A 16,351-nucleotide genomic window follows, 5' to 3' on the forward strand; every position below is an offset into this window, starting at 1 on the left:
CAGGTTGTTAATCAAGACTGATTTTGTTTCATACATTCAGTCCCGGGAAGGATTTAAAGTCCAAAATTTACAAAAAAGCAGCTTCGCCAGCGCCATTTCATCCTATAAACTGTAAAAATTGTTCCTGTCAGAAGAACGAACGGAAAGCCCGGCCATTGCGCCGCCGGTGATCAGGAAAATAGTTTAAGAAAGGTGACAATGTACGGGGCCGAAAGCAAAAGGCCGTCAAAACGGTCCAGGAAGCCCCCGTGGCCCGGAATACTGCTGCCCGAATCCTTAATGGCGATGCTCCTTTTAAACAGTGACTCTACCAAATCGCCGTAAGTGCCTACCACTACGATAATGCCACCAATGCAGTACCATTTCCAGGGTTCGAAAGTGCGGAAATAAAGTCCCAGCAGAAAAGCGATCAAAGCCGCAAATACCGCGCTGCCCATCGCTCCCTCCCATGATTTTTTGGGTGAGATACGCTCGAAAAGCTTCCGCTTTCCAAACTTTGTCCCGGCAAAATACCCGCCGATATCGGAGGCCCAAAGCAGCAGAAGGCTGCCGAGTACGATTTCATAATTGTACTTGCCGCCGCGCAATGCCATCACAATGATCAGGGCAAAAGGCAGTGCAACGTAAATGATCCCCAGGAAGGTAAATCCGATGTTGGTAAAAGGTTTTACATCATTCTTCTTATACAGCTTGATAAAGAAGATCATGGAAAGCAGCGGACTGATCAGAAAGTAATTCTCAAACTGTACAAGGTCCTGCTCTATCAGGTATGCCAGCAGGATCATTACTGTGCCACAAAAAGTACCATAGTAAGTGAGCGGCTGATTTCCGTCCAGACCCAGCAGTTTGTAAAATTCAAGTTGCGTAAGGGAGCTGATTGTACAAAAAAGGAGCAGGAAAGTTACGTCACTGTAAACAATGCACCAGATAATTACAAACACGCCCGCCAGTGCCGTGATGGTACGCTGCTGTAAATTACTCAGGTTGTCTAACCGCTTCCTCATTGTTTAAAATTATTTGCGCCTGAGCCAGGTCACTTGAAAGTACATGGACCTCACACAGGCCAAAAATAGGATAGCTGCTGCTTTGTTTGTTGACGATCACGGCCGCAATGCCGTTTTGATCCAATATTTCCCGGGCAATTTCCGCGCGGATCATTTCTCCGCTCTGAAATGCCTTCACCCATTGTTCTGCCATAATGTTGTTTAAAAATCTGTTGAATGCCCGGTATGCAGAGAGCCGGGGTGGCCGCCGGCCTTCCTTATGGTTTGCAAGATAATCAGTGAAATGACAAGTGATGCACCGATCAGTGCGCCGGGCAGGGATTCATTTTCTTCAATATTCACTTCAACAATGCCGATGTTGTGCAGGTACATCATAATCAGCACAAAACCATTGTTTACAAAATGTGCCAGGATGGCTATGGAAAGATTCCCCGTCCAGAAGTAAAGATAACCGAATACCGCCCCGAGCAGCATGCGGGGCAGGAAGCCGTAAAACTGAAAGTGGATCGCACTGAATATCGCCGCAGACACCCATATTGCAATGTGCGGATTTCTCCATTGACGCAGCAATTTTGTCTGGATCACGCCCCTGAACAGGACCTCTTCGCCAAAAGCAGGCAGCAGTACCACCACAAACAATGCAATCAGCAGCTGACTGAACTGCTTGTAGCTCGTCAGGAATGCCGTCATCCGGGTGAGCTGGTCCTCTTTTTCACGCATCCACACTTCCAGCCCCGACCAGGCATCAGGCAGCTTCATGGCCGCATTCCACTCGATGAACTTGCTGTTGATAGGGATAAAGACAAGAACAAGTATAAACGAAAGCAGCCATACATGCAGCGAAGGATGCTTTTTGATGTTGAAATCAGCGGCAGACCTGCGTTCGATATAGTACCAGTAAACCAGCGCAGGAAGCAGATAGGAGAAGAAGTGCACCGTACCCTGCAGCAACATAAGCGCCTCCCAGCCATCAGGCACCCCGGCCGGGTTAGTAATCAGACGGGTGATCGTAGTTGCTACGTTTTCAGCGCCCTGGGAAGTGTAAAGTGCCAGCAGCAGCAATGCCAGTACATTGCCTACGGCCATCCCGATGAGTACCAGACCGGTTAAAACCAATAAACTGCCCCAGGTGCCAGGTACACGCGAAACCGTCAGATTCGGGTTACTATTTTGCATAATTGGTGTAAATTTACAGTTTATTATGAATTTAAAAATAAAGGCTGACAGTTGACAAAAGGCTTATGCCAGACTGTATGCGGCATTCATTTGAACAAATTGCAACAATAAGATGGTTAAGATCGGAAACATAGAGCTGGGAGATTTCCCTTTGCTGCTCGCCCCTATGGAAGATGTGAGTGACCCGCCATTCAGGGCTGTGTGTAAGGAAAACGGGGCCGATCTGATGTACACCGAGTTTGTTTCCTCAGAGGGACTGATCCGTGATGCGGCTAAAAGCGTGCAAAAGCTTGACATTTTCGAGTATGAAAGACCGGTAGGCATCCAGCTCTTCGGGAGCGATGTGGAAACCATGGGCGCCTGCTCCGAAATCGCTTCCCGCGTAAATCCGGACCTTATCGATATCAACTACGGCTGCCCCGTCAAGAACGTGGCCTGCCGTGGTGCGGGAGCTGCCTTGCTGCAGGATATTCCCAAAATGGTGAAAATGACGGAGGCGGTAATCAAATCAACGCATTTGCCCGTGACTGTAAAAACCCGCCTGGGCTGGGATGAAAATACCAAGAATGTGGAGGAAGTGGCTGAGCGCCTGCAGGACATCGGGATCAAGGCACTTTCCATCCATGGACGCACCCGCGTGCAGATGTACAAAGGTTCTGCAGACTGGTCACTGATCGCCCGCATCAAGGATAATCCGCGCATTACCATCCCGATTTTCGGAAACGGGGACGTAGATTCTCCCGAGAAAGCCCTGGAATATCGTAACAGGTACGGCGTGGACGGCATTATGATCGGTCGCGCAACAATCGGAAATCCGTGGATTTTTGACGAGATCAAGCATTATGTTAAAACCGGTGAAAAGCTTGGGCCTGCATCCCTGGAAAAAAGGGTTGACACCTGCCGCCGGCATCTTGAATTCTCCATCCGCTGGAAGGGGCCCGTGGCGGGCGTATTTGAAATGCGTCGTCACTATACCAATTACTTCAAGGGTTTTGACAACTTCAAACCATTCCGCATGCGGCTGGTAGAAGCCATGACATTTGATGAGCTCGACGCAACACTCCACGAAATCGTAGCGCATTACAGCGAAGTGGTGTACTGAAAATTTCTGGGTTCGGGCCAGCCCGTTCTTGTTAATCTGAGCTTCCTCGACTTATTTTTACGGGTTCAAACACCACAACACCACCATGCCCGAACCAAAATACAAACGTCTGCTGCTCAAACTCAGCGGCGAAGCCCTCAACGGAGGCGACAAAGCGCAGGTAATCGACTTTAACATTCTCGATAACTACTCCCGCGAAGTAAAAAAAATTACAGAGATTGGGGTTCAGGTAGCGATCGTGATTGGAGGAGGAAATATTTTCCGTGGAGCTTCCGTCGAAAAATCGGGGATTGACCGTGTACAGGGCGACCATATGGGCATGCTGGCAACCGTCATCAACGGCATGGCTGTGCAAAGCTCGCTGGAAAAGCATGGTGTAAATACCAGGCTGATGTCTGCGATCAAAATGGAGCAGGTATGTGAGCCGCTGATCCGCAGGCGTGCAATCCGTCACCTTGAAAAAGGCCGTGTGGTGATCTTCGGAGCTGGTACCGGGAATCCTTATTTTACAACGGATACCACAGCCGGCCTGCGTGCCATCGAGTCGGAATCGGAAGTGGTGCTGAAAGGCACCCGGGTGGACGGCGTGTACACTGCTGATCCTGAAAAAGATCCGCTTGCTACCAAATACACCCAGCTCACCTTCGACGAAGCCCTGGCCAGGAACCTGAAAATCATGGACCTGACTGCATTTACACTTTGCAAGGAAAATAACCTGCCTATCATCGTTTTTGATATGAACAAACCCGGCAACCTCTACGACCTGGTTATGGGCGGCAATGTAGGAACGCTGATATCTAACCAAGCACTACTCAGTTAACTAAAAACAATGGAAGAAATAGAACTGTATCTGGACGACGCCAAGGATACCATGGAAGGTGCTATCAAGCACCTCATCATAGAACTGGGAAAAATCAGGGCCGGAAAGGCTTCTCCCCAGATGCTGGAAGGTCTTCAGATTGAATATTACGGCTCCATGACACCTTTGCAGAATGTGGCGACCATCAATACGCCCGATGCACGGACCATCGCCATCAAGCCTTTTGAGAAGAAGATCATCAATGAGATTGAAAAGGCGATCCGGAATGGCAATCTGGGTTTTTCTCCCTCGAATGATGGTGAAATGATCCGCATTTCCGTGCCGCCTCTCAATGAGGAACGCCGTCGCGAACTGGTAAAACGCGCAAAAAACGAGATTGAAACGGCCAAGATCAACATCCGCAACATTCGCCAGGATGCCAACAACTCCCTGCGTAAGCTTACCAAGGAAGGCGTAGCGGAAGATCTGGTGAAAATCAGCGAAGACCGCGTACAAAAGCTGACCGACGGTTATATTTCAAAAGTGGAGCAGATCTTCTCCGCCAAGGAAAAAGAGATTATGGAAGTATAGCAAACAAGCTTCCATAAAACTAAAAAACCCGCCTGAGGCGGGTTTTTTAGTTTATTTAGCATCGCTGAAACCTTCAAATCCCCGGTGGTTTGACTCTTCGTACAAACGCTCTTTCGGCAAGTTCCGGAAGTAGTCGTAAGTAATGCGCAAACCTTCTTCCCGTGACACCTTAGGCTCCCAGCCAAGAATTTCCTTTGCTTTGGTAATGTCAGGCTGGCGCTGCTTGGGATCGTCCTGCGGCAGTGGCTTGTACACCACCTTCTGATCTGTCCCGGTCAGGCGGATAATCTCTTCGGCAAACTCCCCGATCGTAATTTCACCGGGATTACCGATGTTGACAGGAAGCGTGTAATCGCTCATGAGCAGGCGGTAAATACCCTCCACTAGATCGTCCACATAGCAGAAAGAGCGCGTTTGTGAACCATCACCGAACACGGTAATATCCTCTCCGCGTAAAGCCTGTCCAATGAATGCAGGCAGTACCCGCCCGTCATTCAGGCGCATTCTGGGTCCATAAGTATTGAATATCCGGACAATGCGCGTTTCCAGGTCATGGTAGCGGTGGTATGCCATTGTAATTGCTTCCTGGTAGCGCTTCGCCTCATCATAGCAGCCACGCGGCCCGATCGGGTTAACGTGCCCCCAGTAGTCTTCGGTTTGCGGGTGTACCAGCGGATCGCCATATACTTCCGACGTGGAAGCAATAATAAACCGGGCTTTTTTGACACGTGCCAGTCCAAGCAGGTTGTGTGTACCCATCGCACCTACTTTCAGGGTTTGAATGGGAATTTTAAGGTAATCAATGGGGCTGGCAGGCGAGGCAAAGTGCATGATGTAATCCAGCTCGCCCGGTACGTGGACATATTTGGTTACATCGTGATGATTGAACTCAAAATTAGGATCCGGCATCAGGTGCTCGATATTGCGCATGTCACCGGTGATCAGGTTATCCATCGCAATCACGTACATACCTTCCTTCAGGAAGCGCTCGCAAAGGTGCGATCCCAGAAAACCGGCTGCCCCGGTTATTAGTACACGTTTCATTCTTCAGTTATTAGTGTTGTAAAAAACAGGTTTGTTTAGGCCGGAACAACCGTCTCACGCCCGATACTGAAATAGGTATAGCCAAGCTCCTTCACCTGATCAAGCTCATACAGGTTTCTTCCGTCAAAAATTACCTTGTTTTTCAGCAATCGGCCAATTTTCTCAAATTCCGGTGTGCGGAACTGGGGCCACTCCGTAAAGATCATCAGCGCATCGGCATCGTCCAGCGCAGCATAGGCTGTATGTGCAAAAGTGATCCGATCACCCAGTATTTTCTTGACATTTGACATTGCCTCAGGATCGTAGGCCACCACCTTGGCTCCCGCGGCAAGCAGTTCTTCAATGTTTTCCAATGCAGGAGCTTCACGGATATCATCCGTATAAGGTTTGAAAGCAAGGCCCCATACCGCAATCGTCTTGTCTTTCAGGTCTCCGTTAAAATAATTGCTGACCGCAGGCAGCAACTTCTTCTTCTGATCATCATTGACATCCATCACTGATTTCAGGATCCGGAAATCGTAGTCAAAATCACGGGACGTTTTTGCAAGTGCCTGAACATCCTTCGGAAAGCAGCTTCCTCCATACCCGATCCCTGCAAACAGGAAACGCTTGCCGATGCGGCTGTCAGTACCGATCCCGCGGCGGATATCATCCACATTGGCTCCTACTTTCTCACAAAGATTTGCGATTTCGTTCATGAAGGTGATCTTCATGGCCAGGAAGGAGTTTGCAGCATATTTGGTCATTTCCGCTGAACGTTCGTCCATGAAAATAACCGGGTTACCCTGCCTTACAAGCGGAGCATACAGCTTCTCCATGACCTTTTTCGCCTTTTCGGAGGTAGTACCCACCACCACACGGTCGGGCTTCATAAAATCTTCCACGGCTACACCTTCCCGCAGGAACTCGGGGTTAGACACGACATCAAAATCTACTTTCGCGTTTTTGGCGATGGCCGTGCTCACTTTCTCAGCAGTTCCCACAGGCACCGTACTTTTGTCCACAATCACGGCATAGCTGTCGAGAATGGGACCGAGGTCATCCGCTACTTTGAGAATATATTTCAGATCGGCCGAACCATCCTCACCCGGAGGTGTAGGCAGTGCCAGGAAGATCACTTCCGCATCTTTGATCCCTTCGGCCAGGTTGGTCGTAAACAGCAGGCGGCCCTCTTCGACGTTCCTGTGAAACAGAACATCCAGGCCGGGTTCGTAAATAGGTATGTCTCCGCCCTGAAGACGTTCTACCTTTCTGACATCAATATCTACACAAGTTACCTGGTTGCCTGTTTCAGCAAAGCAGGTACCCGTCACCAGGCCTACGTATCCCGTTCCTACAACTGCAATTTTCATAAAATATAGTGATTAGAAGATAGTTGTTACAGCGCAAAAATCGTGAAGGATCAGGAATTGTACATATGTAAGTAAAAAACCTTTGAGGGTAGCTGCAAAAGTAATTTTTTTAGGTGAATCTCAAAGTAGAAGCATTTATTTGTTCATTGCCCGGTGTCAAATTTCACTATATTCCTGATACATTGATTTTCACAAATATAACAATCAGCATTTATGGACATAGCAAAACCGGGTTTCATTGAAAATGAGCGGACGGAGACCTGCCGGCTCATTCAGGAAAGTATCAGGGATTTTGCCGCTGTCAGGATCCGGCCGCATGTCCGTCAGTGGGACGAGGATCAGCAGATCCCTATCGACCTGTTCCGCAGTCTGGGTGAACTGGGTGTGATGGGTATGCTGGTACCCGAGGAATACGGCGGGGCTGGCCTAGGTTACCGCGAGTACGTTACCGCCATCATCGAACTTTCCAAAACCGATCCTTCTGCCGGACTTTCGATGGCAGCGCACAATTCGCTTTGTACCAATCATATCCTCAAATTTGGTAATGACGAACAAAAAAGGACCTACCTGCCCCAACTTGCCTCCGGGGAGTGGCTGGGTGCGTGGGGCCTCACGGAGCCCAACACAGGATCGGACGCAGGCAATATGGCAACCGTAGCGGTAAGGGATCATGACGGCTGGATCATCAATGGGTCAAAGAACTTTATCACCAATGGTAAAAGCGGCGACGTAGCTGTGGTAATTACCCGTACTGGTGAGCCGGGCGACAAGCACGGGGCTACCGCATTTATCATCGAAAAAGGTACGGCGGGATTCTCGGCCGGGCGAAAGGAAGATAAGCTGGGTATGCGCGGGTCCGAAACCGTAGAGCTGCTTTTCCAGGATTGCAGGATATCCGATGCCCAGCGCTTGGGAGAAGTGGGTGAAGGGTTTGTCCAATCGTTGAAAATACTGGACGGAGGCCGCATTTCCATTGCTGCGCTCAGTGTAGGTACGGCGCTCGGAGCCTACGAGGCAGCCCTCTCCTACTCCAAAGAGCGAAAGCAGTTCGGGAAGGCGATCTGCGACTTTCAGGCGATTGCATTCAAGCTGGCAGACATGTACACCGACATTCAGGCAGCCTCCCTGCTTACCTACCACGCCGCCGACCTGAAAGATGCAGGACAGTCCGTGACGCTGGCGAGCTCGACGGCCAAGTATCATGCATCCGAAACAGCCGTGAAAGTTGCGAATGAGGCTGTGCAGATTTTCGGCGGCTACGGGTTTGTAAAAGACTATCCTGTGGAGAAGTTTTACCGCGATGCCAAGCTTTGTACCATAGGAGAAGGGACCAGCGAAATCCAGAAAATGGTTATTTCAAAAGAAATATTGAAATAATAACGGGTCAGTGCCCATTTATCCCGCACAAAGACCGGTAGTCGGATTTTCGTTTCACTCACCCCAGATGAATAGGACAACAGGCGGGTAATCCATACTTTCGCAACAGACCATCAAACCTGACTACGCAATGACTCCACTCATAGTACTGCTTGTCCTTGTTGTTTTAACGATATTAATGACCGTCAAGGTTGTACCACAGCAAACCGCCTACATACTCGAAAGACTTGGCAAGTTTTATGCTGTGCTGCAACCCGGTATCAACTTTATCATTCCGTTTTTTGATCGCATTGCCTACAAATACACGCTGAAAGAATCGGCGGTAGACATTCCTGAGCAGATATGTATTACCCGGGATAATGTGCAGGTGAGAATGGACGGCGTTATATTTATCCAGGTTATTGATGCAAAAAAAGCTGCCTACGGCATTGCGGACTATACTTTTGCGGTGATCCAGCTGGCACAAACCACCATGCGGAGCGAGATCGGCAAGCTCGATCTGGACAAGACTTTTGAAGAACGTATGACCATTAACCGGGCAGTGGTGGAGGCCATCGACGAGGCTGCCACGGGCTGGGGCGTGAAAGTACTGCGCTACGAAATCAAGAACATTACGCCTCCCCAAACTGTGCTCAACGCCATGGAAAAACAGATGCAGGCAGAGCGTGAGCGACGGGCTGTCATCCTGCAATCGGATGGTGAAAAGCAGGCGGCCATTAATGTAGCCGAAGGTCAGAAGCAAAAGGTGGTACTTGAATCGGAAGGACTGCGCCTGCGGCAGATCAATGAGGCGGAAGGTGAAGCTGCTGCGCTGCGCTCGGTGGCAGAAGCTACCGCGGAAAGCATCCGGCTGGTTGCCCAGGCTATCCGCACGGATGGCGGTGTGGAGGCCGTGCAGCTGAAAGTGGCTGAAAATTACGTGGATCAGTTTGGTAAGCTGGCGAAAGCCGGCAATACGCTGATCATTCCCGCCAACCTTGCTGACATAGGCTCACTCATTGCCACTGCGCTGACCGTTGTAAAATCAGAACAGAAGAAATAAGATAGTATGGAATTGACATTGCCCCAGATCTGGCTCATTGTAGGATTGGTCATGCTTGTTGCCGAGCTGGCCAGTGTGTTGCTGGTATTCGTGTTTTTTGCAATCGGAGCGTTGCTCACATCCCTGTTGGCAGCATTGGGGCTGTTGCCAAGTTTTGAAAGTCAGATCCTTGCGTTTTCAGCCATTTCCCTGGTATCGCTGATCGCGCTGCGCAAGCACGCACGCTCGCTGATGGAAAAAAAAGAAGCACCCGGATACCGGGAATTTGTGGGCGAAACGGCCCTGGTGATCAAAGACATTCCCAATAACGGGGAAGGAAAAATATATTACAGGGGTGCGGAGTGGAAAGCTGTCTCCGTACACCACACCCCCATTATAGCCGGCAGCAAAGTCGTAATTACCCGCACAGACGGCATTGTACTGATTGTTGAAGAATCCTGAAAAGCTATTTTCTCAAAGCTTCTTCCACTGCATTGCCCACATTCCCACTACCCGGCAGAATATGCAGCAATGCAGCAACCGTAGGCGCAATGTCCGACACCGAAGTCCGGCGCAGGGTCTCTCCTTTGTTGATTCCCCATCCAAAAATGACAAAAGGCACCTGGGTATCATAGTTATTGGGCGTACCATGCGAAGTACCCGTAGCAGTGCCGTAAAACCAGCCTGGCTGTGTAATCACCTGGATGTCACCGCTGCGTTTGGCATTCACGTTGTTTTTGTACAGTTCGAGCTGGTAGGTGTTTAAAGGAGCCTTTCCCATATCTGTAAGGTTAATCACATCGGCTACACCAGGAACTTTCAATGCAGCTTTCCTGACCACGGCTGTAAATGCATCCACGCTGATCTTTTTGCTCTTCAACAAGTCATGATCCAGGTATAACTGGTTATTTTCGGAGCTGACAATAAACTTTCCATCCCCAAATTCTGACTTGATTGCCTCCTGCACAGCAGAGTTAAGTGCTTTCCGGTCGGCAATGCCTGAGGGCAGCTTGTGCTCAGCCGCAAAGCCCGGCACGTCCACAACCCCATGATCCGCAGTCAGGAAAACCGTGTAAGCGCCTTTGCCCACATAACCATCCAGGAAAGTGAAAAGCTCAGCCAGTTCGCGGTCCAGTTTCAGGAAGTCGTCCTGCTGCTCTACGGAGTTCGGGCCGGAGCGGTGACCGATTTTGTCAGTAGATGAAAAGCTGATTGCCAGGAAATCTGTATCTGCTCCTTTACCCAGCTTTTCGCCTTTTACAGCTTCAATCGCTGCTTCTTTGGTGATGGTATTGCCCCAGGGCGTCTCGGTCACTACCCCGAATGCATCCCCGGCCAGACCGGCCAGCTCGTACGGAAATACTGCTTTGGAAGAGCCCGGCAGCTTGCCTTCCCAAGCCACATCGTCCGGCGAGCTCTGGGTGTAGGCATCCGCGGTCAGCAGCAGCTGCCAGCCTTTTGTCAGGTACTCCGAAGGCTTTTTCTTGGCATTGTAATCCTTCATCCATTGAGGCAGGTCATCCATGTAGTAGGTGCTGGTCACCCAGTTGCCCGTTTTGGAATCAAACCAGTAGGCGGCATTGGCAGCATGCCCTGCGGGTAAAATGGAGCCGCGGTCCTTGATCGCAACACCAACCGTCTTGGAGCGGAAATTGGTTGCAATACGAAGCTGATCGGTAACCGTAGTCGTAAGCAGGTTCCGGGGTGACATTTTGCCCACACTGCTGTTATTGCTTCCAACCGTTCGCACGGTGCTGTCTTCCACGCAGTACACGCCTTGTTTTGCAATGGGATCATACCATTCGTTGCCTACAATCCCATTGATAGCCGGTACTGATCCTGTATAAACACTTGCATGACCTGCCGCGGTCACGGTTAGTGCATAGCTGTAATGGTTATTGCGGCAGTTAAAACCCTCATTCATCATTCTCTTGAACCCACCCTCTCCATACTGGTCATAGTAGCGGTAAAGGTAATCGTACCGCATCTGATCCACCACAATCCCAACCACCAGTTTGGGGCGGGCAAGCGCAGGAGCAGGAGCTGCTTTTTTTGTTTGTGCGTGTAATGCAGCGGACATGAAAAGGCATAAAGCCAGGCAGGTTAATTTGTTCACGGTTCAGGATTTTGGTAAAAAAAATAAATAAGGATGGCAGGTGTCAAACCACCACTGGGACAGATAATTACTTTTTGATTGCCTCTTCCACGGGATTGCCCACGCTGCCGCTGGGCGGAAGAATGTGCAGCAAGGCAGAAATGGTGGGCGCAATGTCGGCGATGGTGGTACGCCTCAGTGTTTCACCTTTGTTTACACCCCAACCATACAGCAAAAACGGCACATGGGTGTCATAATTATAAGGCGTACCATGGTCGGTACCGGTGGCCAGCGATGATGCAAACCACCCTGGCTGCACGATCACCTGCACATCCCCGCTGCGTTTGGCATTGATGTTGTTTTTGTAAAGTTCGAGCTGATAGGTGTTCAACGGCGCATTGTTGATGTTGGTAAGGTCTATCACATCGGCAATGCCCTCGGTAGCGAGCAAAGCAGTGCGAACCACCGCACATGCCTGCGCTACGGTAACTTTCTTTTCTGCCAGCAGTGCTTTATCAAAGTACAGCTGGTAATTCTCAAATGCTGCCACATATTTTGCCTCCCCGAATGCAGCATTCAGTGCATTCACAATGGTACGTGTGAGGGTAGCCGCATTCATCAGGCCGGCGGGAAGTTTGTGTTCCTGCCAGAATGCCGGTACATCCATTGCGCCATGATCGGCAGTAAGAAAGACGGTGTAATTACCCTTTCCTACCCAGGTATCCAGAAAGTTGAGCATATCTGCAAATTCCCGGTCCAGCCGGATATAATCGTCCTCCTGCTCCACTGAATTGGGCCCGAAAGTATGCCCGATGCGGTCGGGGGAGGAAAAACTTACTGCCAGAAAATCGGTATCCTTTCCTTTGCCCAGGTTCTCTCCCCGGATCGCTGCAATCGCCATTTCCTTTGTCAGCGTATTGCCCCAGGGCGAGGTTGTCATCGGCCCGAATGCGTCTCCCGAATTTCCGGTAAGATCATGCGGGAATGTGGGCTTGGGCTGCCCGGCAAGCTTACCTTCCCAGGCTACGTCATCGGGTGAGCTTTGGATATATTGTTCAATGGGCAATTGGGTTGTCCAGCCGGTGCGCGCATATTCAGCCGCAAGTTTGCGGTTGTTGAAATCGGTTGCCCAGCCCGGAAGTGCCGGCATATAGTAGGTACTGGTCACAAAGTTGCCGGTACGCGAGTCAAACCAGTACGCGCCACTGGCCGCATGCCCGGCCGGCAGTATCGACGCCCGGTCTTTGATCGCTACGCCCACCGTCTTGGAGCGGAAGTTGGTAGCAATGCGAAGCTGGTCGGTGACGGTACTTACAAGGAGGTTCCTGGGCGACATTTTACCCACTGTCACATTACTGCTGCCCACCGTAGCCACCGTACTGTCGTCCGTGCAATATACATTCCGTCCCTTGGCAGCATCATACCAGTCGTTTCCGACAATCCCATTGATGGCCGGCATAGAACCCGTGTAAACCGCCGAATGACCCGCAGCAGTGACAGTGAGTGCGTAGTGATAGTGATTGTTCCTGCAATTGAAACCTTCGTTCATCAGGCGTTTGAGGCCGCCTTCTTTGTATTTATCATAATACCGGTAAAGGTAGTCGTAGCGCATCTGGTCCACCACCATACCTACAACCAGCTTGGGCCGGGCGAGTGTTGAAGGGGTAATATTACTTTTGGTTTTGACTTGTCCAAAGCTCAGCGGACCAGCGAGCACGCCGGCAAGTACGCCGCTTACAATCAGTTTAGATACCAGTTTCATGGGGGCAGGAATTAATACGCAGACAGGAATTCACTTGGAATACAGGGCAAAGATAAAGATGTACTACGTTTAAAAGCAGAAAACCGGAAGCAAAATGCCCCCGGTTTTCCCAACTGTCGCTTGCGGTTACTTCTTCTCGCTGCCGCCCAGCGGAGCCGGAGCTCCTTCCACCGGGGTCTTTTTTGCTTTTGAAAAATCACCTGCCTTAACAATGGTAAGCTTATTGAAGTCGATGTGCCGGGCATAGGCCGCCTTGATCTGCTCAGGCGTCAGTGCCTCTATCTTTTTCTCAAAATCGGCGTCCCACTGCATGGTACGGTTGAGGTAGAGGTTATTGGTCAGCGTATTGGTGAGCGAAGCATCCTGCGAGCGAGCCACCTGGCGCGATTGCAGGTACCCCGACTTGGCTGCTTTAAGCTCGTCAGCCGTAAAACCCTCCTTCGCTACCCGCTCGATCTCCTCTTTGAAAGCAGCTTCCAGCTTCTCTGCATTCTGAGGTGCATAAATGGCATACGACATGAAAGTCCCGTTTTTATCCAGCGAGCTGGCCGAAAACTGGGAACCGACCCCGTAGCTCAGTCCATCCTTCTGCCTGATGCGCGTAGCCAGGCGTGAGTTGAGGAAACCACCGCCCAGCATATAGTTGGCCATAATCAGGGCCGGATAATCGGGATCAGTATCCTGCAAAGGCATGGCCATTCCCGCCACAAACATGGCATTGGCCTTGTCTGGTGTTTCAATTGCCTTGTTTTCTGCTTTTACAGCCAGGTAGGGCGAGGCAATGCGGGTAAAAGGTTTTTCACTTTTCCAGGTTGCAAATGCATCGTTGAGTAATTTCTGGATTTCTGCTTTGTCAAAATCACCCACTACACTCGCAGATGCATTATTAGCCCCATAGAAATCCTTGTGAAACTGCCTGATCTGGTCGATGGTGGTAGCCTTGATGCTGGCAACATCCTCATCAAACGTACCTACATAGCGCACATCGCTCTTGGGATAAGGCGTAACAATGCGGCGGTACTGGTTGAATGCAATAGCCTGCGGCTCGCTCCGCTGTGACTCAATACCTGCCAGTTCTTCCTGCTTCAGTTTTTCAAACTCGCCTTCATCGAAAGACGGTGTTTTCAGCACCTCGGCTACCAGTTTGAGTACCGCCGGCAGGTTTTCACGGGTGGTTTCAATGCTGGCACCGGCCTGGTTGCCCGCTCCAAAAAAGCTAACCCGTGCTTTGAGCTTGTCAAACTCATCTTTAAGCTGTTGCCGAGTCTTGTTTTTGGTGCCTCTGTCCAGCATGGAGCCTGTCAGGTCGGAGATCGTAGCCTTGTTCATCAGGCTTTTTTCATCCCCGTAACGAAGCGTAATGCGTGCTGCCACCACGTTGCCGCGCGTCTTTTTAGGCAGCAGCGCGGTTTCAATGGTATTTGCCTTTTCAATGCGGCTGGTGCGGCTTTCTACGTTGGCGGGTGACGGGTCAAATGCTTCCCCTTCGGCCACTACTGCCTCGCCTTTGTAATCCTTTACCAATGAGGCCACATCGGGTGCGGCAGGAATTTCGGTACGCACGGGGTTTGGTTCCGGCACGAATGTACCGAGTGTCCGGTTGGATGGCTTGAAATAATATTGTGCAACCCTGAACACGTCGTCGGGTGTAACCTTGCGGATGTTGTCACGGAACAGGAAAGCGAGCCGCCAGTCCCCGGTAGCAATAGACTCGCTGATGCTCAGTCCCACCCTTTCGGAATTTCTGAATTCGAGGTCCCAGTTTTTAAGGAGGGTCGTTTTGGCACGTTCCACATCTTCCGCAGTAGGTTTCAGTACTGCTGAGGAGTCCAGTGTAGCCACAAATGCTTTTCTGGCTTCTTCCAGGGAATTTTCTTTCAGGATTTCAGCCCCGAAAAGTACAATACCCGGATCATAAAGCTGGAAGCTGAATCCAAATTCCGATGAGGCTTTCTTGGTATTAACCAGATTCTTGTAAAGTCTTCCGTTTGGTTCGGCAGTAAGCAGCTCGGTGAGCACTTCCATAGCAGGATAATCAGGGTGCGAGCCGGGCATGATGTGGTAAGCAGCCATAAGCATCTGCACGTCACCCGTCCTTTTCAGCTCCACAAAACGCTCCCCGTCCTGGGTCGGCTCCACGGTATAGGAGGTAGGCAGTACGCGCGTAGGTTTTGGGATCTTGCCAAAATATTCATTCACCATCGCCAGCGTTTTGGACTCGTCTATTTTCCCGGCTACCGTCAGTACGGCATTATCAGGCTGGTAAAATTTCCTGTAAAAACCCTGCAGGTTGTCGATGGGCACGCGCTCGATATCAGACCGGTTGCCGATGGTAGACTTCCCGTAATTATGCCAGAGGAATGCCCCCGAGATCACACGCTCCATCAGCACACGAAACGGGCTGTTTTCACCGGATTCGAACTCATTCCGCACAACACTGAACTCGCTGTCCAGATCTTTTTTCGCAATATTGGAATTAACCATCCGGTCCGATTCCAGATCCAGCGCCCATTTCAGGTTGTCCTCCGTGGCCGAGAAGGTCTCAAAATAGTTAGTCCGGTCGTACCACGTGGTACCATTGGGCCTGGCGCCGTGCTCGGTAAGTTCCTGTGGGATGTTGGGGTGCTTGGGCGTACCCTTGAATACAAGGTGTTCCAGCAAATGCGCCATCCCGGTTTCACCGTAACCTTCATGCCGCGAGCCCACGAGGTAGGTCACATTGACTGTGATCGTAGGCTTGGAAGGATCCGGGAACATCAGCACTTTCAATCCGTTTTCAAGGGTGTACTCGGTAATTCCTTCTACGGAGGTGATCTTTTTCACTCCTTTGGGCAGATCCTGCGCCCAGGCAGGTATACTCAGGACCGATGCCAGCAAAAGCCCCCGCATACCGCTGCCCAGCAGCCTGTTCATTCTGATAAATTTCATGACCATATAGGTGTAATGGTTTGATTTAAGATTTTTGAAAATAGTGCAGTTTCTTCCATTTACCAATCTATTGATGACAAACGGTACAGGAAAGCGGGCA

The 16,351-nt window shown here is 50.5% G+C and carries 14 protein-coding genes; 6 read left to right on the plus strand and 8 right to left on the minus strand.

Annotated elements, in window-relative coordinates; translation table 11 throughout:
• Positions 1-170: 170 nt before the first annotated feature.
• Genes HWI92_RS14190 through HWI92_RS14200 form a run of 3 tightly spaced genes read right to left on the minus strand, consistent with a single transcriptional unit; the run spans position 171 to position 2,180 of the window.
• Entirely contained in the window at positions 171-1,004 is an 834-nt protein-coding gene (locus tag HWI92_RS14190) for a phosphatidate cytidylyltransferase (protein WP_204656224.1), read from the minus strand.
• Positions 976-1,197, minus strand: coding sequence for a putative signal transducing protein (locus HWI92_RS14195; RefSeq protein WP_204656226.1), 222 nt, complete (start codon positions 1,195-1,197; stop codon positions 976-978). The genes HWI92_RS14190 and HWI92_RS14195 overlap by 29 nt, the downstream gene beginning before the upstream one ends.
• A gap of 8 nt (positions 1,198-1,205) precedes the next feature.
• Entirely contained in the window at positions 1,206-2,180 is a 975-nt protein-coding gene (locus HWI92_RS14200; protein ID WP_204656228.1) for a CPBP family intramembrane glutamic endopeptidase, read from the minus strand.
• Between the two features lie 112 nt (positions 2,181-2,292).
• Here HWI92_RS14200 and dusB point away from each other — a divergent pair, with 112 nt between their 5' ends.
• The 3 genes from dusB (at position 2,293) to frr (ending at position 4,672) form a co-directional block, all read left to right on the plus strand.
• Positions 2,293-3,282, plus strand: a complete 990-nt coding sequence (dusB, locus tag HWI92_RS14205; protein WP_204656230.1) for a tRNA dihydrouridine synthase DusB — start codon at positions 2,293-2,295, stop codon at positions 3,280-3,282.
• Between the two features lie 85 nt (positions 3,283-3,367).
• Complete coding sequence (gene pyrH, locus HWI92_RS14210; RefSeq protein WP_204656231.1) at positions 3,368-4,102, plus strand: UMP kinase; 735 nt, start codon at positions 3,368-3,370, stop codon at positions 4,100-4,102.
• A 9-nt stretch (positions 4,103-4,111) separates the two neighbouring features.
• Entirely contained in the window at positions 4,112-4,672 is a 561-nt protein-coding gene (frr, locus tag HWI92_RS14215) for a ribosome recycling factor (RefSeq protein ID WP_204656233.1), read from the plus strand.
• 51 nt (positions 4,673-4,723) lie between these two features.
• Here the strand turns inward: frr and HWI92_RS14220 are convergent, their stop codons facing one another.
• Together HWI92_RS14220 and HWI92_RS14225 are read right to left on the minus strand one after the other, a co-directional pair.
• Positions 4,724-5,716 (minus strand): UDP-glucuronic acid decarboxylase family protein, encoded by a 993-nt coding sequence (locus HWI92_RS14220; protein ID WP_204656235.1) that lies wholly within the window; start codon positions 5,714-5,716, stop codon positions 4,724-4,726.
• 35 nt (positions 5,717-5,751) lie between these two features.
• Entirely contained in the window at positions 5,752-7,068 is a 1,317-nt protein-coding gene (locus HWI92_RS14225; RefSeq protein ID WP_204656237.1) for a UDP-glucose dehydrogenase family protein, read from the minus strand.
• Between the two features lie 213 nt (positions 7,069-7,281).
• Between HWI92_RS14225 and HWI92_RS14230 the strand changes: the two genes are divergently transcribed.
• From HWI92_RS14230 to HWI92_RS14240, 3 genes are all read left to right on the plus strand, one after another.
• A complete protein-coding gene (locus HWI92_RS14230; RefSeq protein WP_204656239.1) occupies positions 7,282-8,445 on the plus strand; it encodes an acyl-CoA dehydrogenase family protein in 1,164 nt (387 codons plus the stop codon).
• A 130-nt stretch (positions 8,446-8,575) separates the two neighbouring features.
• Positions 8,576-9,487, plus strand: a complete 912-nt coding sequence (locus tag HWI92_RS14235; RefSeq protein ID WP_204656240.1) for an SPFH domain-containing protein — start codon at positions 8,576-8,578, stop codon at positions 9,485-9,487.
• 6 nt (positions 9,488-9,493) lie between these two features.
• Complete coding sequence (locus HWI92_RS14240; RefSeq protein ID WP_204656242.1) at positions 9,494-9,928, plus strand: NfeD family protein; 435 nt, start codon at positions 9,494-9,496, stop codon at positions 9,926-9,928.
• A 4-nt stretch (positions 9,929-9,932) separates the two neighbouring features.
• Here the strand turns inward: HWI92_RS14240 and pafA (HWI92_RS14245) are convergent, their stop codons facing one another.
• The 3 genes from pafA (HWI92_RS14245) to HWI92_RS14255 form a co-directional block, all read right to left on the minus strand.
• On the minus strand, positions 9,933-11,546 hold the full coding sequence (gene pafA / locus HWI92_RS14245; protein WP_204656244.1) for an alkaline phosphatase PafA: 1,614 nt from the start codon (positions 11,544-11,546) through the stop codon (positions 9,933-9,935).
• Between the two features lie 103 nt (positions 11,547-11,649).
• A complete protein-coding gene (gene pafA / locus HWI92_RS14250; protein ID WP_204656247.1) occupies positions 11,650-13,323 on the minus strand; it encodes an alkaline phosphatase PafA in 1,674 nt (557 codons plus the stop codon).
• Positions 13,324-13,449: 126 nt separating this feature from the next.
• A complete protein-coding gene (locus tag HWI92_RS14255) occupies positions 13,450-16,257 on the minus strand; it encodes a M16 family metallopeptidase (protein ID WP_374757875.1) in 2,808 nt (935 codons plus the stop codon).
• Between the last annotated feature and the right edge of the window lie 94 nt (positions 16,258-16,351).

The sequence above is a fragment of the Dyadobacter sandarakinus genome (assembly GCF_016894445.1).
GTDB lineage: Bacteria > Bacteroidota > Bacteroidia > Cytophagales > Spirosomataceae > Dyadobacter > Dyadobacter sandarakinus.